Origin of the sequence: Nocardia sp. BMG111209 (assembly GCF_000381925.1) — a bacterium.
GTDB lineage: Bacteria > Actinomycetota > Actinomycetes > Mycobacteriales > Mycobacteriaceae > Nocardia.
Genome location: NZ_KB907307.1, coordinates 1,321,546 through 1,343,193 on the forward strand (window position 1 = coordinate 1,321,546; position 21,648 = coordinate 1,343,193).

The window sequence follows — 21,648 nt, forward strand, 5'->3', positions numbered from 1 at the left end:
TTGCCCGGCCGAGTCAGGTCGTGGCGGGGTGAGCGAACAGTCTGGCGGTGGCCCGGGTCGTCACCTTGTCGTCGTTGCCCTCGTCGCGCAGGACGACCAGCCCGAGGTCGTGGTGGACGGTGGCGGTGGCGACGACGGGGCCGACCCGGGCCGCCTGGAGGTAGTGCAGGCCCAGCCCGGACAGGGTCCGGCCCGGCGCCAGGGACAGGACGGCCTCCTCGGCGGCGAGCGCGAGCAGGCCGCCGCTGATGGTGTTCGAGAAGTTCAGTCCGTCAACGGTTCTCGGCAGCGTCGCGATGCCCGGGGTGCGGCGTTCGCAGCCGGCGCGCTGCGCGAGCGGGACCGACAGCCGCTCGCTCGCCGGCGGCAGGCCGATGCTGAGCCGGTCCGGCATGCGCGCCGCCGGATTCGGGGAAGCCGTGAACGTTGCCGTGCCGATACCGAAAAGACCGGTGTCGCAGCGGAATTCGACCGTGGCGACGAAGATCGACCGGCCCGTCTTCGCCACCGCGCCGATCACGTCGACCCTTCCGTCCGCGGGCGCCGGCCGAATGAGCTGGACGTCGAGGTCCACGGTGACCGGGACGCGGGGACGCAGGGCCAGCGAGGCCAACAGGCCGGTGACGGAATCGGCCCAGGCCGCGAGGATCGACGTCCGCAGCCGGGCGGTGCCGGGGACGTGCATGTGCGGTGTGACGACCGCGGACCCGTGCAGTTCGTCACCGGCCATGGTGGTCGCGAAGCCCAACTCGCGGAACAGATGTCGCCGATGGCCGGTCGGTTCGGCGGCGGCCGCCGAGGGGGCCGGTTCGATGTGCATACCACTCCATTCCCGTGGTCGGTCGGTCGTACGAACTCGGTTCACCAGGGGGTGAGGACGAGTTTCCCTCGGACCCGGCCGGATTCGCTGAGCCGGTGGGCCTGCCCGGCCTCCGCGAGCGTGAGTTCGCGATCGATGTGCACCCGCACCCGACCGGCGCCGACGAGTTCGCCGATCTCCTCGAGCTGCGCCGGGGACGGGGCGCCGCTCACCAGCGCGACACGGGGATCCTCGCCGGCATCGGACTGCTGGGCGGTGACGTAGCGGCCCTCCGGCCCCAGTACCCGCAACGACCGGGACCCGTAGTCGCCGCCGACAAGGTCCAGGACGACATCGACATCGCCGACCGCGGTCGTGAAATCCGTTGCCGTGTAGTCGATCACCTCATCGGCGCCGAGCTCGCGGAGGAATTCGTGGTTGGCCGCGCGGGCCGTGCAGACCACCTGTGCGCCACGCAGTGCGGCGAACTGCACCGCGAGATGCCCGACCCCACCGGCCGCCGCGTGGATCAGAATCCGTTCACCGGCACGCAGATCCGCCAGATCCAGGGCCTGCCGCGCGGTCAGGGCCGCGGTGGGCAGTGCGGCGGCGGTGCGGTGGTCCAGGTTCGCCGGACGTGGCGCGAGACTGCCGGCGCGGGCCGCGACATATTCGGCGTAGGTTCCGGTGCGGGTGTGCACCATGCCGAAAACCTCGTCGCCGGAACGGAATTCGGTCACCCCGTCGCCGACGTCGACCACCGTGCCGGATACGTCGAAGCCGAGGGTGAACGGCGGCTCACCGAGGAACGTCACCGCCCCGGACCGCAGTTTGCAGTCGACCGGGTTCACCGAGGTCGCACCCAATCGCACCACGACGTGCCCGGCCCGGGGCGCCGGCCGGGGCGCCTCGACGGTCTCGAGCACCTCCGGACCGCCCAGCGTCCGCTGGCTGACTACCTTCACTTCGTGTCCTTCTGCCCGGAAATTGCACTCTCCGAATCGGAGCATAGCGTTCTTGTAGGAAGACCGATAATCGATCCCGGAGACCACGGCGACGGGGACGTGCCTGGTCAGAGGACCGCGCCGCCGTTGACCGCGACGACCTGGCCGGTGATGTAGCTCGCGGCGTCCGAGCAGAGGAAGGCGCACACCGCGGCGATCTCGTCGCCGGTGCCGACCCGGCCGGCCGGGATGAACCGCGACATCATCTCCGCTGCCGGAACATGTTTCGCCTCCTGGGCCGCGCGCAGCATCGGGGTGTCGGCGGTGAACGGCGGCAGGGTGTTCGCCGTGATCCCGCGCCGGGCATATTCCAGCGCAACGGTTTTCGTCATCGCGATCACGCCGCCCTTGGACGCCGAATAGTGGCCCTGCCGCAGTGCGCCGACCTGCCCGGCCGCCGAGGAGACGGTCACGATCCGCCCCCACCCGCGCTCGACCATATCGGGCAGCGCGGCCTGCAGGGACAGGAACGTCCCGGTCAGGTTCACCGCGAGATACCGATCCCATTCGGCGAGGGTGATCTGCTCGAACGGGGTGAATCCGCCGATTCCGGCACTGGTCACCAGGACTCCGATCGGGCCCAGCTCGGCGCGCACCCGCGCGAACGCGGCACCGACGGCCGCCGGATCCGATACGTCCACCGTCGCGGACACGGCTTGCGCTCCCCCACTGCGTAATTCGGCGGCCACCCGCTCGGCGGCGGCACCGTCGATGTCCAGCACGCCGACCCGATGGTCACGGGCGAGATGTTCGCAGATCGAGCGGCCCAGGCCGGATGCGCCGCCGGTGACGATCGCCACGCGCTCGGATTCGTTCATGGTGTTCGTTCACTCCCGTGTTCGGTTGCCGACCGTCGCGGTCGACGTCGAAAATGTTCCGCCCCAGCGGAAGTGGGGCTCGCTGAGCCGATCCCCCCGGATCGCTCACAGCACGGCGGGCATCGAATCCCAGCCGCGCACAGTCGAAGTGCGTGAGCGGCGCGCGTTGCCGAGGTCGACATCCCAGTGCGGGAACCGCTTCAGAACTTCCTCGAGCGCGATACGTCCCTCCATGCGGGCCAGGGGCGCGCCGAGGCAGAAGTGTGCCCCGCGACCGAAACTCAGATGGCCGCCCGCGCGGCGGTGGATGTCGAAGCGATCGGGGTCCTCGAACTTGCGCTCGTCGCGATCGGCCGAGGCGAGCATCAGCAGCAGCGCGCTGCCCGCCGGAACGGTCTGCCCGTGGAGCGTGATGTCCTCGGTGACGTAGCGGGCGACATGCGGCCCCGGCGGCTCGTAGCGCAGCAGTTCCTCGATCGCTCCGGGGATCAGCGATCGGTCCCCGGCGATCTCCCGGAGCTGGTCCGGGTGCTCGGCCAGCACCTTGCCCATCCAGCCGAACAGCCGGCCGGTGGTCTCGACACCCGCGCCCGCGACGACCGCGAGGAAGATCAGCAGTTCGCCGGTCGTCAGCCGCCGCGTCGTGCCGGTCTCGTCGATGAATTCGACCCGGAGCAGTTCGGTGATCAGATCGTCGGAGGGATTGTCGACCCGCCACGCGACATAGTCCGCGAACAGGTCGCCGTCGAAGTAACGGTCCTTGCGGACCGGGAGCGGTTCGCCGGGTTTGTTGCGTAATACGCGGTGCGCGTGCGCGCGCACGGCCGGCTGCTCGGCAGCCGGGATTCCGGCCAGCATGCCGATGGTCCGCATCGGCAATTCCGCGCCGAGATCGCGCACGAAATCGAAATCCGCGCCGTCGGCCACCTGATCCAGACATGCGACGCAGAAGGCTCGTACCTTGTCCTCGAGACCTTTCATCGTCTTCGGCAGGAATGCGCGCCCCACCAGCGCGCGATGGATGGTGTGCCGCGGCGGATCCTCGTTGATGAACACTCCCGGCGGCATCACCGGGTCGGCTTTCACCACCTCGAGGATGTCGCCCCTGGCCGAACTGAAAATCCGTGGGTCGCGCAATGCGGCGTCGACATCCGCCCAGCGGCTCAGGCCCCAGAACTCGTGCCGCTCGTTGTGATAGACCGGCGACTCGTCCCGCAGCCGCCGGTAGACCGGATACGGATCCAGGTCGATACCGACATCCCACGGGTCGTAATACAGATCGCTCAAGGTCTCTCCTCGGTCGGTGCTATACAAACATATAGCAGGCCCTGTACGTTCGTATAGCCTCAGTTCCGGGCAGCCGGGGCGCACGAAATTCGCGAAGGAGCAGGCACGGTGAACGATCGGTTTTCGCTGGCAGGGCGGGTCGCCCTGATCACCGGCGGTGGTACCGGCATCGGCCGCGGCAGCGCGCTGGTGCTCGCCGAGCACGGCGCCGACGTGGTCCTCACCGGCCGCCGCCCGGATCCCTTGGCCTCGACCGCGAAAGAGATTGCGGCACTGGGCCGCCGGTCCTCGGCGATCCCGGCGGACGTCACCGATCCGGAAGCGTGCCGGGCCCTGATCGACCGCGTGGTGCGGGAGTTCGGCCGCCTGGACATCCTGGTGAACTGCGCCGGCGGCGCCGAGACCAAGCCGATGAAGGCGTGGGCCGACGATGAGTTCGATCGGGTCGTCGCGCTGAATTTCGGTGCGGTCTGGCATCTTTCACGCGCGGCATCGGTGCCGATGCTGGCGCAGCGCAAGGGCGCGATCGTCAACGTCTCCTCCCGCGCGAGCCTGCTCGCGATGCCGCAGGCCGCCCCCTACGGTGCGGCGAAGGCGGCGGTGAACAACCTGACCGGATCGATGGCCGCGGCCTGGACCCGCAAGGGAATTCGCGTGAACGCCATCGCCGTCGGCGCCGTCCGGGCCGCGACCCTGCTCGACGACCTCGCCCGCTACGACATCGATCCCGACACCGTCGGCGCCACCAATGTTACCGGCCGCCTGGGTGAACCCGACGAGATCGGTTACGGCGTCCTGTTCTTCGCCTCCGACGCGTCGAGTTTCTGCTCCGGCCAGACCCTGTCGATCCACGGCGGACCGGGACCGGCGGGTGTATGAGAACGCGCGCCGAATCCCGATGACGCGCTGGTCAATCCGATCGCCGGGTCCGGCCGCGCCGGCGCTCGGACGGGCCGGTGGAATCCACCGTGTGCAGATAGCGGTCGAAGGCGTCCACCAGTTCCTGATGTGCGGTGGTGACTCCGATCCCCTCCTCCAGGCTGAGGAATTTCGGAATTCCCGTGATCAGCAACAACAGTCCGCCCGGCGTGAGTTGCCCGCCGAGAATTTCCTCGTCCACCGAACAGGAGGCGAGCGCGTCGAGCTGGAGCCTGCGGACCTGCTCGGTGACCTCGGCGATTTCCGCGCGCACCGATTTGCGATGGTTGCCCAGCGCCATGAATTCAGTGGTCAGCGCGCCGGCCGATTCGTCCCAGCTGTACTCCCACAGGACCCGCAGCAACTGATCGGGCGGACCCTGCAACGCCTCGGTGAGATGCCGGATGTTGCGCTCGGAATAGCGGCGGATCGCGGCCAGGAAGATCCCGTCGAGGGTCCGGAAATAGTATTGGACCAGACCCGGGGTGACACCCGCTTTCGTCGCGACCGCCCGGAAGGTCACCGCCGCGTATCCCTCGTCGAGCATCAGCCGTTCGACGCAGTCCAGCAGGAGATCTCGCGTCTTCGACGTCTCGGCGCCGGTGCGCCGCGGCGATTCCGTCATACCCACCTCTCCGTACCTACCGGCGATTGCGTATTGTCCCATCCGCCGAAAACTATACGACCGTAAAGTATCCACGACGGCGCCGGCCGCCACTCCCCGAGGAGCGATCAATGACCACCGACGTAGATGTGGCCGCACTCCAGCGCGACGTGCGCTATCTGATGGACCGGACCCGGATCCTCGATCGCATCGCCGGCCACGCACGCGGCTGCGACCGGCACGACGCCGACTTGATCACCGCCGCATACCATTCCGACGGAATCGACGAGCACGGCGCCGCCGTCAACCCCGGCCCCCACTACGCGGCCTGGGCCAACGACACCCACGCGGCCACCTCCACGGTGCACACCCACAACATCACGACCCACACCTGCGAGATCGACGGCGACACCGCACACGCCGAAAGCTATGTCGTGGTGATCCTCCTCGGCCGCGACGGCCGCACCGCCCAGATCATCACCGGCCGCTACCTCGACCGACTGGAACGCCGCGACGACGAATGGCGGATCGCTCTCCGCAGATCCACGGTCGAGGCCATGTTCACCGCCGACGCCTCGGCACTCCAGTCTTCCTTCTTCAAGAAGGGCGCCTTCCCGGTCGGCACCCGCGACCACACCGACCTGTCCTATCAGCGGCCCCTGACGATGGATACGCCCGCTCCGGCCCACTGGTGACCGGTCGCGGGTGAACGGCTCTACCTGTGGTTCAGCCGCGCACATGCAGCCCGAAACCTGTGCGGCCCAAGGGCTCCAGGCCCTGCTTCAGGTGCAGCTCGGGTATCTCGTAGTCGCCGAAGTTCTGCTGCCGGAACGCGATCGGCTCGGTCGATTCCAGGGTGCGCAGGCGTTGCTCCCATGCCTCGGCGACGCGCGGGTAGTCCTCGTCGGTCATCCGGTCGGTGCCGTACAGCACGAACGGAGGCAGCACCTCGATGCCCGGGTAGTAGAGGATGCCGTGCTGGATCGGGAACAACAGATCCTCGATGGGACCGTTGATACCTCGTGCGGCGTAATGCGACTCGGGGCCGCCGGCGGTCACCGACAGCAGCGCCCTGCGGCCCGCGAGGGTGCCCTCGCCGAAGCGCTCGCCGTATGCGGTGTCGCTGTGCTCGCCGACGCCGTAGGCGAAGTGGAAGGTGAACACACGGTCCACCCAGCCTTTGAGGATCGCGGGCATCGCGTACCACCACAGCGGGAACTGGAAGATGATCGTGTCGGCCCACAGCAGTTTCTCCTGCTCGGCGCGCACGTCGGGGGTGAGCGTCCCGGCGTCGAAGGCTCGGCCCGAGTCCCGGGCCACCTGCAGCGGGCTCGAGGCGTGGGGGCCGTAGTCCGCGGCGTCGACGACCGCCTTCCAGTTCATCGCATACAGATCGCTGACCTGCACCTCGTGCCCGGCGGTCCGCAGGGTGGACACCGCGAGGTCCTTCAGCGAACTGTTGAGCGACGTCGGCTCCGGGTGGGCGTGGACGATCAGCGTCTTCATGGGAACTCCTTCGGATCGGATCCCTCGAGCCTGGCCGCCGCAGCGGCCGGTATTCAGGGGCGCCGCTTCCATCGGACCGGACTTCCTGGTAACGGCAGGACCACCTTCACCCGCGTCACCGGGGCGATACTGGGCGCATGGACGATCTCGCGGGTTTCCTGCGGACCCGGCGTTCCCGGGTCGACCCGGCGGCCGCGGGTATCCCCACCGACAGCCGCCGGCGGGTCGAGGGGCTGCGCCGCGAAGAGGTCGCGCACCTGTCCGGTGTCAGTGTCGACTACTACATTCGCCTGGAGCAGGGCCGCGCGACCCAGCCCTCCGAGCAGGTCCTCGACGCGCTCGCCCGTGTCCTCGGTCTCGACGAGACCGAACGCGGGCACCTCTACCGGCTCGCCCGGCAGCGCCGCCGTCGCGCCAAGGTGCCGAGCGGGCGGGTTCGGCCGGAGCTGCTGCGCGTCCTCGATCTGGTCGTCGACGCGCCCGCGCTGATCATGGACCATCGCCTGGACGTGCTCGCCGGCAACCGCCTCGCCGGGCTGCTGTTCGGCCGGTCGATGCCGGGTTTGAACACCGCGCGGCACCTCTTCCTCGAGGATGCCGAACGCGGCCTGTACGCCGACTGGGCACAGTGCACCCTCGACGTGGTCGGGCACCTACGTCTGGCCGCGGGCCGCTACCCCGAGGACCCGCGCCTCGCCTCGCTCATCGGCGAGCTGGCGATGGGGAGCGAGCGTTTCCGCCGCCTCTGGGCCCGCGCGGACGTGCGCGCCCGCACCCACGGTCGCAAGGCGTACCGGCATCCGCTGGTCGGACTGCTGGAACTGCACCAGGAGAACTTCGCCCTACCCGATGAATCGGGCATGGAGCTGGTGGTGCTGTCCGCAGGCCGCGGCACCCCCGCCGAGGACGGACTGCGCCTGCTCGCGGGCCTGGGTGCGGACAGCGACGAGGCACATTCCACGATGAATGCCCCGGCCCGGGAGTAGCCCCGCGAACGGAGGCTTCGTCGGGAAGGTGATCGGCGGGCGGGCCTGGGCCCGGTAGTTGTGAATGTTATTGGCCTGCAACAACTGTCACGGTCCGGCATGCCTACCTGCTCCCCTTCCGGCGAGCGGTGGCATGTTCATGCCGCGTCGATGCGTCCGGTGAACTCGAGGATGATCTTCGCCAGTTCGTCGGGGGCCTGCATTGCGGCATAGTGGCCGACCCCGTCGAGGGATGCCGAGCTGACCTCGGTCGCGGGTGCGGCCTGGGCCATGGTGGTGGCTGTGAAGGTGCGTCCGCCGGCGCCGACCGCGAGGACGGGTACGGTCAGGCCCGGTGCCTCGGCGAGCGCCTTGATCTCGGAGCCCTCGCGCAGCATCGATCGGTAGAGGCCGGTCGCTCCTCGCCAGCCGTCGGGTCGCGCGTAGGTGCGGGCGAATTCGTCGATGTCGGCATCCTCGCCCGTCGCCGCGAATGCGAACTGCCCCAAGAACTCTCGTTCACGCCCGGTCAGCAGCATCTCGGGAACGCCGGGTGTGGTGAGAACGCCGATGTACCAGGCGCCGCCGCGGGTGACATCGGCCAGTGCCTCCATGCCGAATCCGGGAAGTCCCGTCTCGATCGCGGTCAGGCTGAGTACGTCCGACGGGTGTTCGGTCGCCAGGCGGAACACGGTCGGGCCGCTGATGTCCTGCCCGGTCAGGTGGACCGGGCCGAGGCCGAGGTGTCCGATCAGTCGGTGCAGGTCCTCGGCCGAGGTGGCGCTGTCGTACTCGGCCGGTCCGTTGTCGGAGTCGCCGAAGCCGCGTAGGTCGACGGCGATGACGTGGTGGCGTTCCGCCAGCAGCGGGATGAGTTTGTGAAAGGCCCACCAGGTTTCGGGAAACCCGTGGACCAGCAGGATCGGTGTTCCGCCGGTTCCCGCCGCGACGTAGTGCAGCGTGGTTCCGTTGACCTCGACGAGGTGGTGGGTGATCTCCGGAAGTGTGGCGCCGGCTGGTGCGGTGGTCATGGTCTCTCCTCGATTCGACAACCTGATTGTCGAAATATTAGCCAACCTGGTTGTCGATGTCCAGGCATGGCATACGCTGCTGCCATGTCTCGCTCCGGTGCCGATCTTGCGCTGCTCCTGCTGGGAGGGTTCCGTTCGCTGGTGGACGATGCGACCGAAGAGCTGGCTCGACGTGGTTACGACGATGTGCGTCCGGTGCACGACTTCGCCATGCGGGCTATTGCCGCGGGTGCCGACAATGCCTCCGAGCTCGGCCGCCGGCTGTCGGTCTCCAAGCAGGCGGCGGCGAAAACCATTGCGGTGCTTCAGGAACGCGGATATGTGGCGCGCGACGCCGACCCTCATGATGCCCGCCGCAAGCGCCTTCGGGTCACCGAACTCGGCTTCGATGTACTGCGTCAGGGCGAGGAGATCTTCGACGAGTTGCGCGACAGATGGAAGGAGCGGATCGGCGCTGTCGAACTCGGGAAGCTCGAGGCGCATCTGGTAGCGCTGGTCGGTGCCACGCCTGTACGGTTCGACACCCCCGGGTGGTTGTCCCGAGACCTCGGCTGACCGGACGGTTCAGCTCCGGCCCGGCTGCATTGCTCCCGCTGAGCGATGCCACTCACGCACCGACATGCAGCCGCTCAGGGTCGGCAGATCAGGTCGACGGCGGCGTCGATGATGGCGTCGAGGGCGGCGGGCGGAGCGCCGGTGCGGGCGCGGACGGCGAGGGTGTGCAGTGTCGCGGTGGCGATCTCGGCGAGCGCGGCGGGCGGGTGGTCGGTGAGTTCGCCGTCCCGGGCCGCCCGTTCGAATCGTTCGGTGAACGCGCGGGTGAATCCGGTGAACGTGGCCTCGGTGATCTCGCGCACCCGGGGATCGTGGCGTGCTTCGGTGATCGCGGTGCCGATCAGGAAGCAGCCGCGAGGAGCATCCTCGCCGGCCAGATAGAAGTCGCGCGCTCCACGGTAGAGCGTGTGCAGGGTGTCGCGCAGCGGGTGCGGATCGGCCAGGACCCGGTCCACGGACTCACCGGTGGAACGCGCGTACCGCTCGACCGTTGCGCGATAGAGCGCCTGCTTGTCGCCGAACGCGGCGTAGATACTCGGCCGGTTCATGCCCATGTCCGCGGCGAGATCCTCGAGCGAGGTGGCGGCGTAGCCGGCCTGCCAGAAGCAGTCGCGTGCTGCCGCCAATGCGGCGTCGGGGTCGTAGGCGCGCGGTCGCCCGCGGCGCTTGGCCGGTGTGGTCACGACCGTAATTTTATACTATTCTGCATAAAATGATGGTGCATCGGATCGACGCCGGCGAGGGTGAGCCCGTCCTGTTGTTGCACGGCTACCCGCAGAGCGCGTCCTGCTGGCGGCATCAGATACCGGCGCTGGCCGCCGGGCATCGGGTGGTTGCCGTCGACTGGCCGGGTTTCGGCCGGTCCGCGCCGCCGTCGACGCCCCCCGACTACGACAACGAGGTCGAACGGATCGACGAGATCGCAGACATGTCGGGGTTCGACCGGTTCACCCTGATCGCCCACGACTACGGCGGATTGCTCGCCCTCGGCTACACCCAGCGCCATCCGGGGCGAGTATTGCGGCTGGCGCTGCTGAACACCCGTGGGCACGCGAACTTCCGGCCGTGGTTCCAGCGCTTCTCACTCGCCCAACGAGCGCTGGTGACCCGCTGCCCCGCCCTGGTGCGCCGGATACCGCTCCGCCGAGTCCACGAGCGCGGCCTGCGACCGTTCCGGGAACTCGGATGTTTCGACGCCACACTGGAATCGGAATATCTCGGCTGGATGGACACCCCGCAGGGCCGGGACACGTTCATCGAATTCTTCGCCCACTACCGCGTCCCCGCGATCCCCGGCCTCGCCGAGGGCCTGGCCCGAATCGCCTGCCCCACCGCGATCATCTGGGGCGATCGCGACCGCTACATCCCCTCCGCCACCGCCGTGGAACTGGCCGACCGGATCCCCGCCGCCACACTGACCCGGCTGCGCGGCGGTGACCACTACATCATGGAGGAACGCCCCGCCGAGGTGACCGCGGCCCTGCTCGAACTGCTCGGGCGTCCGGTCGTCATCGCCGAGTCCGAAACCACTCTCGAACAACCCGCGTCGACAACCGCCGATTCGTCTGCCGCGCAGCGACTTACGGATCCGGAAGCTCTCGGATCGGAGGGAACGGTGATCACCGATCCCGGGTCGATGCGGGAAAGGTGACGGTCCAGCCTTCCGGTGGCGGGCTCCCGGCATCGGGCAGCCGTTGGGCGAAGCTCCAGAACCGCCCGTGAGTCAGGGTGCTCGTCGTACTCGGTTCAGTAGCCGATGGTGAAGCGGCGCTGGATGAAACGGGGGATCTCGATCTCGTCGAGGAGTGCCACGGCGGCGTCGTCGTAGGAGATTCGGCTCCGGCCGTCGGCGTCGACCACGGGCTGGTCGGTGCCGACCCGGTAGCGGCCGGTGCGTTCGCCGGGGCCGATCTGCTCGGCGGGGCTCAGGTAGGTCCAGAGCCGGTTCGAGGTGCGCAGTACGTCGAGGCCGTCGCGGGCGCCGCGCACCGCGGCCGCGTATTCCTTCGGCAGGCCGATACTTTCGAGCAGTGGGTGCAGGCGGTCGTCGTTGTCGGCGAGGACCCGGCCCGGTTCGTATTCCAGGCTGCCGGCGCCGCCGATCACGATCAGCCGGGTGCGCGGATGGGTGTGCAGGGCTTGCAGCAGCGAGTTGCCTACGGTGACATGGGTTCCGGGGTCCGCGATCGACTTAGCGACCGTGTCCGCGAAATCTCTTGCCGCACTGCCGGGTTGATAGCCGCTGATCAGTACGTCCAGCCCGGGGAGTTGTGCCGCGACGGCCGCACTGTCGAAGATGTCGAGTTCGGCCCAGGTGAGGCGGGGATGGGTGGCAGTGACGCGGGCGAGGTCGCGGGTGAACGCCGTGACCTGGTGGCCGCGCGACAGTGCCTCGGTGACGACCTTCTGGCCGATGTTGCCGGTGGCGCCGATGATGCCGATGAACATTGTTGTCCTCGTCGGGTTGTGGGCTGATGTCGGGCCGGGCGCCATGGTCGCGCCGACCCGTCTCCTACCTTCTGCCTCGCCGGATCCGTAGGATAGTGGCCCGAATGCCAGATATCCGGAGGTTCAGGCCATGCATCGAGTGACCGTCATCGCCGTTCCGCCGGCCACGACCTTCGATCTGTCGATTCCGGAGTTGGTGCTCGGTGCGACGGTGGTCGACGGCCGCAGCGGCTACGACGTGCGCATGTGCACGGCATGTCCCGGGCCGGTCGCCGTGAACGGGGAGCTGGAGGTCTCCGTCTCGCAGGGATTGGCGGCCGCCGACGATGCCGACACGATCGTGGTCACCGGCACGGGCGCGCGGGACGATATCGATCCGCGGGTGCTCGAGGTGCTGCGCCGGGGCGCGGCGGCGGGGACCCGGATCGCGTCGATCTGCACCGGCGCGTTCGTGCTGGCCGCGGCCGGGCTGCTCGACGGACGTCGTGCGACCACCTACTGGGCGCAGTCCGAGGAGTTCGCTCGCCGGTTTCCCGCGGTGGAGTTGCGGCCCGGGGTGCTGTTCGTCGAGGACGGGAATGTGCTGACCTCCGCCGGGCTGTCCGCCGGTATCGATCTGTGCCTGCATCTGGTGCGCAGCGATTACGGTGCCGCGGTGGCCAATTCGGTGGCCCGGCTGATGGTGGCGGCACCCGTGCGGCCCGGCGGGCAGGCACAGTTCATCGAGGCGCCGTTACCACCCGAGACCGGCACCTCGCTGGCGGCGACCCGCGCCTGGGCGCTCGGCCGATTGCACGAGCCGCTCACCCGTACCTCCCTCGCCGGCCATGCCCGGACCAGCGTCCGGACACTGACCCGCCGCTTCCATGCCGAGACCGGGCTCAGCCCGCTGCAATGGTTGCTGCATCAGCGCATCATCCGCGCGCGGGAGCTGCTCGAGACCACCGATCTGCCGATGGACCGGGTCGCCCACCTCAGTGGCCTGGCGACCACCGACTCACTGCGCCAGCACATTTCGCGGCGGACCGGACTGACCCCCAGCGCCTACCGGGCAGCGTTCACCCAGAACCGGGCCGCAGTGTTGTCCGAGGTGCGCTGAATCGAACGACCGCGTCCGCTCCGCCGTCGGTGCAGAAGGTTCACCGCGTGGTGGTCGGGTCCGCGAGTCGCCGGGCGACCAGGTGCTGGAACAGTGCCGTCACCTGGTCCCAGTGGGGTACCAGGGCGATGGTGTCCGCGGCGGGTGAGCGGCGGCCGGTCTGGAGTTTCGTGAGGATCGGGAGATCCTGTTCGTTGATGTGGAACAGATTGTCGCACAGTTGTTTCCGGGTGCCGGCGAATTCCGGTGTGGCCGCGGCGCGGTCGACGAAGACCGCCAGGTGTTCGACGGTGCGCGTGGGTGAGACGGCGTGGAATCCGATCACCTGCAGCCAGTCGGCTTCCAGGATCAGCAACGTGTTCGGGAAGAGGCAGAACAGGTCCTGGCCGCGCGTTCGCTCCGGCGGAAAACCCGGGAATTGCGGTAGCGGCCGATCGGTCTTCTCGGCCTTCCCGACGGCTCCGGAGGGATACTCCGCGCCGATGACGGTCTCGCCGAGTGCCAGATCGTCGACGTCCAGTGCGGCGGCCAGGGGCCCGACCTGGGGATGGACGAACGGCAGGTGATAGAAGTCGAGGAAGTTCTCCACGACCAGTTTCCAGTTCGCGTCGATGTCGAAGCGGCGTTCGCCCGCGAGGTGCAGGCGGGTGAAGTCGACGGAGTCCCATCGGCGCAGCAGGGGGCCGAGGTCGTCCTCGAACGAGTCGGCGCGGCTGCCGTCCGGATCGACGAACACCATGCCCGCCCAGCATCGCGACGGCACCTCGATCAGACCGAGCCGGCGGCGATCCTCCTCGCCGATGCCGCCGTCGCGCCGCCGCCGGTACAGCGGCGCGGTCGCCAGCGAACCGTCGAGATGATATGTCCAGCAATGGTATTCGCAGCGCAGGCGGGTGTTGCGCGTCGTGGGTTCGTGCACGAGTGCCATGCCGCGATGGCGGCAGGCGTTGTGGAACACCCTGATCCGGTCGTCGTGGTCGCGGATCAGCAGCAGCGGCGGGCCGCCGACTTCGGCGGGATGGACCGTGCCGGGTTCGGTCAGCCAGTGTTCGAATCCGGCCCACACCCAGCCTCTTCCGAAGATGCGGCGTTGTTCGACGGCGAAGATGTCGGGGCCGGTGTAGTGCGCACCGCTGAGGATCGCGGTACCGGTCGGATGGTCCGGCAGTGGGCCGGGCAGGACGACGGTGGTCCGGGGCTCGGTGGTCACGACCGGCCTACTCCTGGTCGATCATCGGCCGATATCCGGCGGTTGCGATCTGGTCCCGCACGTGGGCGGCGATCTCGTGCAGGGGGGCCAGCCAGATCTCGTCGTCGTCGCGCAGCTCGCGCACCAGGTCGGCGATGGCGGCCAGTCGCGACGGGCGGCCGCTCAGGAACGGGTGCCACACGCCGATCCACAGTCCGCCGACCTGTTTCGCGGCGGCGATCTCGGCGCGGTACACCGCCATCGCGGCGGCCGGGGATGCGATCGGCATGTGGTAGGCGAATTCGAAACTCTGCGCGTACTGCGGCCAGTCGTCGTTGGTCCAGTCGACGGGCAGTTCGAGCAGGGTGGCGTCGCCGGACCGGATCAGGTAGGGCAGGTGATGTCCCATCAAGGTGGAGTCGTATCGGATTCCTTGTGCCAGAAGAAGTTTCGTGGTGTGCGTGCTGTAGCCGTAGTTCGGGCCGCGCCAGCCCTGCGACGTGCGCCCGAGGACGCTGCCGAGCACGGCGCAGGCGCGTTCGATGTCCTCGGCCTCTTCGCCGGGGGTCAGATCGTGCGCCGCGATGTGCCGGTAGCCGTGCAGCGCCACTTCGTGACCGGCGGTCACGATGGCCTCGGCCAGCCACGGATACCGTTCGACGACCCAGCCCGGGACGAAGAAGGTCTGGCGCACCCCGAGCCGGTGGTACATCTCGAGGATCGCGGGCACCGCGACGCGGTCGTAGCCTGCCTGCGACAGTGCCGACCGGTGTGCTGTCGCTTTCGGAACATTGTGCAGCAGTGCGCTTTCGGCGTCCACGTCGAAGGTCACCGCGGCCGCCGCGCGGGCCCGGCCCGGCCACGAGATCGCCGCCGCCGGGCCGGTCGGGATCGGGCTCACCATACGACGAACTCCGGTTCGGAGGCCCACCAGGAGGCCGCGGTGAGCATGTCCAGTTCGTGCCGGTCGAGGGTCAGCGTGGCGGCGGGTGCCGCGTCCTCGAGTTCGCCGATCGCCTGGGGCCCGATGATGGTGGCGGTCACGCCGGGTTGGGCCAGGGTCCAGGCGAGTGCGACCGCCGAGCGGGTGGTGCCGTGTGTGGCCGCGATCGCGGTGATGCGGTCCAGCAACTCCCAGCCCGCCGGGGTGCGATACCGGCTCAGCTGCCGTTCCCGGGCGTCCGATCCGGCCGTGTCGTCCGGTGTCGCGGCGCCGGCGAGGAATCCGCTGGCCAGTGACGAGTACGTCATGATGCCGAGGTCGTGCCGCAGTGTCAGGGCCTGCAGGGTCGTCTCGTACTCGGCCCGATTGAGCAGGTTGTAGCGGGGCTGTTCGGCGGCGACGGACGGCAGTCCGGCGTCGGCCGCGGCCAGCTGCAGCATCGGGGACAAGCGGTCGCCGTTGCCGGCGAAATCGCAGAAGTTCGACGTCCCGAGGAATCGGACCTTGCCCGCGGCGATGAGATCGGCTGCCACACTCAGGAATTCGACGAGGTCGTCGCCGGGTTCGGGCCAGTGCGCCCACAGGATGTCGAGGGTGTCGGTGCGCAACCGGCGCAGGCTGTCCTCGACCGCGCGGGTCACGTGCGCGCGGCCCAGGCCCTCGCCGTCGGGGCCGTCCCACATCCGGGCGCGGACCTTGGTATCGAGCACGAACTCGTCACGGCAGGAACGGGTTTCGAGCCAGCGGCCGATGATCTCCTCGCTCGTCCCGACGTGTGCCCGGTTGTGCCGGAACGATTCGACCGATTGGTCGCCGCCGTACATGTCGGCGGTGTCGACGACGTTGCCGCCGAGTTCCCGGTAACGGTCCAGGACCCGCATCGACTCGACGCTCGACAGGGTCCAGCCGAACTGCATCGTGCCGAGCACGATCGGGCAGACCGCCAGGCCGGTGGCGCCGAACCGGCGCCGGGAGGTCAGCGGGGAGGCACCGTGGTCGCGCTGATCAGACACCGCCGAACTCCTGTCCGCCGTTGACGGCGATGGTCTGTCCCGACACGTATCCGGCCGCCGCGGAGGCGAGGAATGCGACGACGGCGGAGATCTCGTCGGCGGCGCCCCAGCGTCCCAGCGGGATGGTCTTGCAGTCCTCAGCGATGTCCTCGGGTCCGTAGTCCGAGGCCATCCTGGTCGGCACGCTACCCGGTGCGACGGCGTTCACGCAGACACCGGCGGGTCCCAGCTCGACGGCGAGGTTGCGGGCGAAGGCGATCAGCGCACCCTTGGCGGCGGCGTAGGCGTGGCCGAAACCGGGTCCGCGCTGGGCCCACAGCGACGAGGTGAGCACAATGCGCGGGCTGCCGGAAGCCAGCAGCAGCGGGACCGCCGCGCGCACGACGTTGCGGGTGCCACCGACGTGCACCGCGAAGATGTTGTCCCATTCGTCGTCGTCGGTGTCGAGAATGCCGGTGCGGGCGTGCATATTTCCGGCATTGGACACCACGGCGTCGATACCGCCGAGCGCGCGGCCCGCGGCGGCGACCGCCGCCTCGACGGCGACGCGGTCCCGGACATCGGCCACCGCGCTCCACACCCGGCCACCGGCGGCCGCGGCGGCCGCCGCGGTGCCGGCCAGCGCCTCGTCTTCGATGTCGAGCATCGCCACCACCGCGCCGTCGCCGACGAGCCGCAGCACATGGGCACGGCCCAGACCGTTACCGGCGCCGGTGACCAGCACCACCCGTGGCGCGCTCATCGGGCTGCCTCCGCTTCCAGCACGGCCGGAGCCGGGTTCGGCGTGGCCGGGCGCACTCGCGCCCGGATTCGCGGGCCCTGCGGTCCGTAGACGGTGGCGGGTTCGGGGAACACGAGCAGCAGGATCGTGTAGATCACGGCGGCGACCAGACCGGCGCTGATGAAGCTGAGGTCGATGCCGCCCGCGGCCTGGGCCCACGGCCCGGTCAGCAGCGGCGGCGCCGCGGAGAACAGCATGCCGACCACGACCGCCGGCAGCCACGCCGCCAGCGCACGGACGTTGAATCCCGCAGTGAACCAATAGATTCCGCCTCGCCGGCGATGGGTGAACACCTGCAGGTCCGCCGGGGAGTACCAGCCCCGCCGCCACCAGTACCCGATCGTCAGCACGACCATCCACGGCACCAGCACGATGACCAGCAGCACCAGGAACGCCGACACCGCCGCCTGCGCCTGCCAGACGAACGAGCCCAGGTAGACGAAGGCGGTGGCGACCACCGCGATCACCAGGGTCGCCCACGCCCGCGACAGGCCCGGGATCAGCGACGACGTGTCCAGCCCGGTTCCGTAGAGTCCGATCGCCCCTTGCAGCGAACCCGCGACCAGGCCCAGCAGCAGGAACAGGAACAGATACCAGGACGGCGAGGCGGCAACGAGATCGAGCGCGAAGGAACCGCTGCTGGGTGACGCGGCCATGGCGACCGCGACGTAGACCCCCCAGACGCTGGGAATCGCGATACCCAGCGCCGAGCCGATTCCGGTGGCGGCGAACATCTTCGCCGATCGCCGCCGCGTCTCCCCGACGTAGCGGGCCCAGTCCCCGATGAACGGGCCGTAGGAGATGACCGTCGACGCGGCCATCAGCGCGGCGAGCACCCAGGTCGCGGGCAGGTTCCCCAGCAGTAACGTGCCGCCGGAATAGGAGGCGTCGAAATGTGGTGCGAAAGCGAACAATCCGACGATCATGAGCAGTCCGCACACCGGGCCGAGGTACTGGTTGACCCGCACCACCATGTGGAAGCCGCGGATGGCGACCCCGAGGACCACGAGGGTCACCACGGCGTAGCACACCGCACGCGCCCCGTCGGACATGGCGGTGCCGGACAGTCGGCCGATGCCGCCCGCGAGCGCGTCGCCGGTGGTCCAGATGGTCAGCGCGGTGAACCCGATGGCGCTGAACAGGCCGAGCACGGTGCCGACGAGCCGGCCCGCGACCCCGAAGTGCGCCCCGCTGGACACCGCGTTGTTGGTGCCGGTCTTCGGGGCGAGCAGGCCCATCGGGGCGAGTACGACGCCGCCGACGATCGATCCGAGGATCACCGCGGACAGCGCGCTCCAGAATCCCAGCCCGAATCCCACGGCCAGCCAGCCGGTGACCATGACGGACAGGCAGAGATTGCCCAGCAGCAGCACCCGGAACACGTGCCACGGCGAATAGGTGCGATGTGATTCGGGAATGGTGTCGATGCCGAGTGTCTCGAAACCCTTGTTCGTAGTGGGCGTGTCGCCGGATCGGGTAGCGGTGGTCATGGCGTTGTCCTTCCTGGGACGGGGACGGGGACGGGTGGGTGGAACCGGTTCACGGGGTGAGGCTGCGGCCGAAGCCCGCGGACAACGCCGCGGCGCCGTCCGGCAGCACGATCTCGCCGCTGTGGACCCGGTCGGTCAGATAGTGGTAGCTCTGCACGATCTGGCCCCAGAGATGTTCTCCCGCAACGACTCCGGGCCGTGCGGGACGTCCGGGGGTGACGAAGCGCGGCAGTGGTTCGACGTAGGTGTGGTAGTCGACATTGAAGAAGAAAGGGAAGGAATAGCGTTCGGTGGCGACCCGGCGCACCCGGTGTGTGGTCGAGACGAATTCACCGTTGGTCCACAGCTCGAGCATGTCGCCGATGTTGACCACGTAGGCGTCGCCGATCGGGGGCGCGTCGATCCAGTCACCGGCCTCGTTGAGGACCTCCAGGCCGGGCCGGGTCGGGCGCAGCAGGGTGAAGCATTCGTAGTCGGTGTGCGCGCCGATACCGGGCCGGTCGTGAACGTCGGTCGAGTAGGGGTAGTGGATCATGCGCAATGCGCTCGGCGCCTTGGTGACATGGTGGGTGAAGGAATCCGGCGCCTCGCCGAGGGCCACGGCGAACACCTCGAACAACCTCAGCCCCAGGTCCAGGACCGCGTGGTAGTAGGCCATCGCGGTCTCGGCGAAGCCGTCGATGTCCGGCCAGGAATTGGGACCCAGCAGCGGGATGCCGGACAGCCGGTCCGGGTCGTCGAGCGGCAGGTCGAGCGCGAAGTTGAAGGCCTCCTTGTGGTCGATTCCGCCGCCGGAGAAGGTCTCCTCCCCCTCGGGCACGTACCCGCGGTGATTGGGCGAGTCGCGGATGTAGCAGCGCATCTTCTCCGCCGCCGGGCGGGCGAAGAAATCCGCGGCGGCGGCGGTGAGGTCGGTGAACAGCTTCTCGTCGATCCCGTGGCCGGTGATGTACATGAATCCGACCTCGCGGGCCGCCGCGCCGACCTGCTCGGCGATCGCGAGCCGCGACCGCGCCGTCCCGTCGGCCAGACCACCGACGTCGATGACGGGAAGTTCGGTGAAATGGGGCATGCGAGTGTTCCTTTCGTCTCGGTTGCGGCGGCTACCGCGCGGTCGCGCGCGAGTGGTCCGCCGCGGCGGCGAACAGCGTCCGGGCGCGCGCGGCCAGGTCCAGGGATTCGGCCCAGCGGTCGCTGAGTTCGCGGCCGTCGGGTCCGACCAGGGCGTAGGGGTAGGGGCCGAGTTCGCAGAGGAATACGCAGTCCTGGTCCGGGCGGCGCCGGTGCAGGCTGCGGAAGGCATCGGTCCACCAGGTCTCGAAGCGCCGCTCCGCGCGCCGGTGCGGCGGCCAGTGCAGCGGTACCTGGATCTGTTCCCGGGTGGCGACCCGGCCCTGGACCGACCCGGCCCGCTCGTAGAGGATGTCGAGCAGTCGCTGCACGCGCGGGCGTTCGGCGCCGCCGGCATCCGGGTCGGGCAGCTCGCTGCCGACCACGTAGTGCGAAAGGTCCAGTGCCAGTGGAACATCGACGGCCTGCACCAGTTGTGCGGTGAAGGCGGGATCGTTGGTCAGCGTGTAGCGGTGGGTCTCCAGCTGCATCGCGACGCCCGCGCGGCGGCTCTGCTCCATCCAGTCGGCCACCAGCTCGGCCGCCGCGGCGACCGAATCGGGGAACACCTCACCGCACACCACCACCAGTTCGGCGCCCACGTCCGTGGCGTACCGCAGCCCTTCGGACAGCGGTCGCTGCTCGGTGACGAACACGGTCACCGAGGACCGCAGGCCGGCGGCGTCGAGCAGCCGCGCCATCGTGGCGGCGGGCGGATTCTTGCCCGGCGTGTAGGTATCGATGCCGACCCCGTCGAACCCCGCCTCGGCCACCCGCTCGACCCGCTGCGGCACGGTCCACCGGGCGCCGTGCAGCGGCAGATCCTCCATCGCCCACAGGGATTGGAACACCGACAGCGTCATGCGGCCACCGCCGGTTCGGTCGCGGCCATGAGGCAGACCAGTTCGTAGACGAGGTTGGCGGCGGCGATCCCGGTGAGCTGCGCGTGGTCGTAGGCCGGCGAGACCTCCACCACATCGGCCCCGACGATCCGGTAGCCGGTCAGCTCGCGCAGGAAAAGCAGCAGTTCCCGGCTGGTCAGGCCACCGATCTCGGGGGTTCCGGTGCCGGGCGCGTGAGCGGGATCGAGGACGTCGATATCGATCGAGACGTAGATCGGCCGCCCGCCGAGCCGGGCGTGCATGCGCTCGAGTGCGGCGCGGATACCGTCGGCCTCGATCTGCGGGCAGGTGATCCGCGCGAACCCCAGGGCCGAATCGTCGATCAGGTCGGTGGCGCTGTACAGCGAGCCGCGGATGCCGATGTGCAGCGAGCCCTCCCGGTCGATCAGCCCCTCCTCGGCGGCGCGCCGGAACGGGGTGCCGTGGGTGTAGGCGGCGCCGAAGTACGAGTCCCAGGTGTCCAGATGCGCATCGAAGTGCAGCACGGTGATCGGCCCGTGCCGGCGATGCAGCGCGCGCAACATGGGTAGGGCGCAGGTGTGGTCGCCGCCGATGACGGCGGTGCGCAGCCCGGCGGCGGCCAGTTCGTCGGCCCGGTACTCGATCGCGGTGATCGCGGCGCCGATGTCGAACGGCGTGCAGGCCACATCCCCGGCGTCGACCACCTGGGTCGCGGCGAACGGAAAGATGTCCAGGTCGGCGTTGTAGGGCTTCAGCAGCCGCGATGCCTCGCGCACGTGGGCGGGCCCGAACCGGGCGCCCGGACGGTAGGTGACCGCACTGTCGAACGGGACACCGAGAACGGCGATCCGGGCCGCGTCGACATCCTCCAGGCGCGGCAGCCGCCCGTAGGTGGCGAAGCCCGCGTAGCGCGGGATCACCGTGGGGTCGAGCTGCCCTCGCGGTGATTGCAGCTTCATCGGTAGATCGTCATCCATGCGACAATTAAGTCACGAAGATCGAGATACGACTTACTATCTTGCGGTTAATTTACACGTGCGCCGCACTTTTAACCTTGACGAAACTACGAGTGCGGCATGCGACACCGGGCCGATCGGCCGGGTGGCAGCCGCTCGACCGGGCGGGCAGGCAGATTCCCCGCCGGCCGCACTACCATGGATGGTTCGGCAGGGACGTCAGCGACGGGCGGGTTCGCCGGTGCGCTGACGCCGGTATCGAAGGTGAG

23 protein-coding genes are annotated in these 21,648 nt (G+C 69.1%); 6 read left to right on the top strand and 17 right to left on the bottom strand.

Going from position 1 to position 21,648, the window contains the following annotated elements; all coding sequences use genetic code 11:
* Positions 1–13 precede the first annotated feature (13 nt).
* The 4 genes from G361_RS0105930 to G361_RS0105945 all read right to left on the bottom strand — a co-directional run bounded on the left by G361_RS0105930 (position 14) and on the right by G361_RS0105945 (position 3,908).
* Complete coding sequence (locus G361_RS0105930) at positions 14–820, bottom strand: hotdog domain-containing protein (protein ID WP_019926144.1); 807 nt, start codon at positions 818–820, stop codon at positions 14–16.
* Positions 821–861: 41 nt separating this feature from the next.
* On the bottom strand, positions 862–1,764 hold the full coding sequence (locus tag G361_RS0105935; protein WP_019926145.1) for an NADP-dependent oxidoreductase: 903 nt from the start codon (positions 1,762–1,764) through the stop codon (positions 862–864).
* 107 nt (positions 1,765–1,871) lie between these two features.
* A complete protein-coding gene (locus G361_RS0105940) occupies positions 1,872–2,621 on the bottom strand; it encodes an SDR family NAD(P)-dependent oxidoreductase (RefSeq protein ID WP_019926146.1) in 750 nt (249 codons plus the stop codon).
* 105 nt (positions 2,622–2,726) lie between these two features.
* Positions 2,727–3,908: a cytochrome P450 gene (locus G361_RS0105945; RefSeq protein ID WP_019926147.1), complete on the bottom strand. Its 1,182-nt coding sequence runs from the start codon at positions 3,906–3,908 to the stop codon at positions 2,727–2,729.
* A gap of 108 nt (positions 3,909–4,016) precedes the next feature.
* On the opposite strand from G361_RS0105945, the gene G361_RS0105950 reads away from it, so the two are divergent.
* Entirely contained in the window at positions 4,017–4,787 is a 771-nt protein-coding gene (locus G361_RS0105950; RefSeq protein ID WP_019926148.1) for an SDR family NAD(P)-dependent oxidoreductase, read from the top strand.
* A gap of 31 nt (positions 4,788–4,818) precedes the next feature.
* On the opposite strand, the gene G361_RS0105955 is transcribed toward G361_RS0105950, so the two are convergent.
* Positions 4,819–5,451 (bottom strand): TetR/AcrR family transcriptional regulator, encoded by a 633-nt coding sequence (locus G361_RS0105955; protein WP_019926149.1) that lies wholly within the window; start codon positions 5,449–5,451, stop codon positions 4,819–4,821.
* 110 nt (positions 5,452–5,561) lie between these two features.
* Here G361_RS0105955 and G361_RS0105960 point away from each other — a divergent pair, with 110 nt between their 5' ends.
* Entirely contained in the window at positions 5,562–6,125 is a 564-nt protein-coding gene (locus G361_RS0105960; RefSeq protein ID WP_019926150.1) for a nuclear transport factor 2 family protein, read from the top strand.
* 31 nt (positions 6,126–6,156) lie between these two features.
* Here G361_RS0105960 and G361_RS0105965 read toward each other — a convergent pair whose 3' ends face one another.
* The gene (locus tag G361_RS0105965; protein WP_019926151.1) at positions 6,157–6,936 is read right to left on the bottom strand and encodes an NAD(P)H-dependent oxidoreductase; all 780 of its coding nucleotides are present in this window, start codon (positions 6,934–6,936) and stop codon (positions 6,157–6,159) included.
* 137 nt (positions 6,937–7,073) lie between these two features.
* Here G361_RS0105965 and G361_RS0105970 point away from each other — a divergent pair, with 137 nt between their 5' ends.
* Positions 7,074–7,922, top strand: coding sequence for a helix-turn-helix transcriptional regulator (locus G361_RS0105970; RefSeq protein WP_019926152.1), 849 nt, complete (start codon positions 7,074–7,076; stop codon positions 7,920–7,922).
* A gap of 137 nt (positions 7,923–8,059) precedes the next feature.
* Here the strand turns inward: G361_RS0105970 and G361_RS0105975 are convergent, their stop codons facing one another.
* The gene (locus G361_RS0105975; protein WP_019926153.1) at positions 8,060–8,932 is read right to left on the bottom strand and encodes an alpha/beta fold hydrolase; all 873 of its coding nucleotides are present in this window, start codon (positions 8,930–8,932) and stop codon (positions 8,060–8,062) included.
* A gap of 84 nt (positions 8,933–9,016) precedes the next feature.
* Between G361_RS0105975 and G361_RS50725 the strand changes: the two genes are divergently transcribed.
* Entirely contained in the window at positions 9,017–9,487 is a 471-nt protein-coding gene (locus G361_RS50725) for a MarR family winged helix-turn-helix transcriptional regulator (RefSeq protein ID WP_019926154.1), read from the top strand.
* Positions 9,488–9,561: 74 nt separating this feature from the next.
* Here the strand turns inward: G361_RS50725 and G361_RS42460 are convergent, their stop codons facing one another.
* On the bottom strand, positions 9,562–10,170 hold the full coding sequence (locus G361_RS42460; RefSeq protein WP_019926155.1) for a TetR/AcrR family transcriptional regulator: 609 nt from the start codon (positions 10,168–10,170) through the stop codon (positions 9,562–9,564).
* Between the two features lie 29 nt (positions 10,171–10,199).
* Between G361_RS42460 and G361_RS42465 the strand changes: the two genes are divergently transcribed.
* Positions 10,200–11,138 carry an alpha/beta fold hydrolase gene (locus G361_RS42465; RefSeq protein WP_019926156.1) on the top strand — a complete coding sequence of 313 codons (939 nt, stop codon included), beginning with the start codon at positions 10,200–10,202 and terminating at the stop codon, positions 11,136–11,138.
* A gap of 95 nt (positions 11,139–11,233) precedes the next feature.
* Here G361_RS42465 and G361_RS0105995 read toward each other — a convergent pair whose 3' ends face one another.
* A complete protein-coding gene (locus G361_RS0105995) occupies positions 11,234–11,935 on the bottom strand; it encodes an NAD(P)-dependent oxidoreductase (RefSeq protein ID WP_019926157.1) in 702 nt (233 codons plus the stop codon).
* Between the two features lie 130 nt (positions 11,936–12,065).
* On the opposite strand from G361_RS0105995, the gene G361_RS0106000 reads away from it, so the two are divergent.
* A complete protein-coding gene (locus G361_RS0106000) occupies positions 12,066–13,034 on the top strand; it encodes a GlxA family transcriptional regulator (protein WP_026342745.1) in 969 nt (322 codons plus the stop codon).
* 40 nt (positions 13,035–13,074) lie between these two features.
* On the opposite strand, the gene G361_RS0106005 is transcribed toward G361_RS0106000, so the two are convergent.
* The 8 genes from G361_RS0106005 to speB are packed head-to-tail and all read right to left on the bottom strand — an operon-like array spanning position 13,075 to position 21,382.
* Positions 13,075–14,244, bottom strand: a complete 1,170-nt coding sequence (locus G361_RS0106005; protein WP_019926159.1) for an aromatic ring-hydroxylating dioxygenase subunit alpha — start codon at positions 14,242–14,244, stop codon at positions 13,075–13,077.
* A 7-nt stretch (positions 14,245–14,251) separates the two neighbouring features.
* Positions 14,252–15,127, bottom strand: a complete 876-nt coding sequence (locus G361_RS42470; protein WP_019926160.1) for a polysaccharide deacetylase family protein — start codon at positions 15,125–15,127, stop codon at positions 14,252–14,254.
* Complete coding sequence (locus G361_RS0106015; protein WP_019926161.1) at positions 15,121–16,179, bottom strand: aldo/keto reductase; 1,059 nt, start codon at positions 16,177–16,179, stop codon at positions 15,121–15,123. The genes G361_RS42470 and G361_RS0106015 overlap by 7 nt, the downstream gene beginning before the upstream one ends.
* A complete protein-coding gene (locus G361_RS0106020) occupies positions 16,172–16,921 on the bottom strand; it encodes an SDR family NAD(P)-dependent oxidoreductase (RefSeq protein WP_026342747.1) in 750 nt (249 codons plus the stop codon). The genes G361_RS0106015 and G361_RS0106020 overlap by 8 nt, the downstream gene beginning before the upstream one ends.
* Complete coding sequence (locus G361_RS42475; RefSeq protein ID WP_019926163.1) at positions 16,918–18,450, bottom strand: cytosine permease; 1,533 nt, start codon at positions 18,448–18,450, stop codon at positions 16,918–16,920. Before G361_RS42475 ends, G361_RS0106020 begins: the two co-directional genes overlap by 4 nt.
* A 49-nt stretch (positions 18,451–18,499) precedes the next feature.
* A complete protein-coding gene (locus G361_RS0106030) occupies positions 18,500–19,522 on the bottom strand; it encodes an isopenicillin N synthase family oxygenase (protein ID WP_019926164.1) in 1,023 nt (340 codons plus the stop codon).
* Positions 19,523–19,553: 31 nt separating this feature from the next.
* Complete coding sequence (locus G361_RS42480; protein ID WP_019926165.1) at positions 19,554–20,423, bottom strand: sugar phosphate isomerase/epimerase; 870 nt, start codon at positions 20,421–20,423, stop codon at positions 19,554–19,556.
* Positions 20,420–21,382 carry an agmatinase gene (gene speB, locus G361_RS0106040; RefSeq protein WP_155981319.1) on the bottom strand — a complete coding sequence of 321 codons (963 nt, stop codon included), beginning with the start codon at positions 21,380–21,382 and terminating at the stop codon, positions 20,420–20,422. Before speB ends, G361_RS42480 begins: the two co-directional genes overlap by 4 nt.
* Positions 21,383–21,648: the final 266 nt, after the last annotated feature.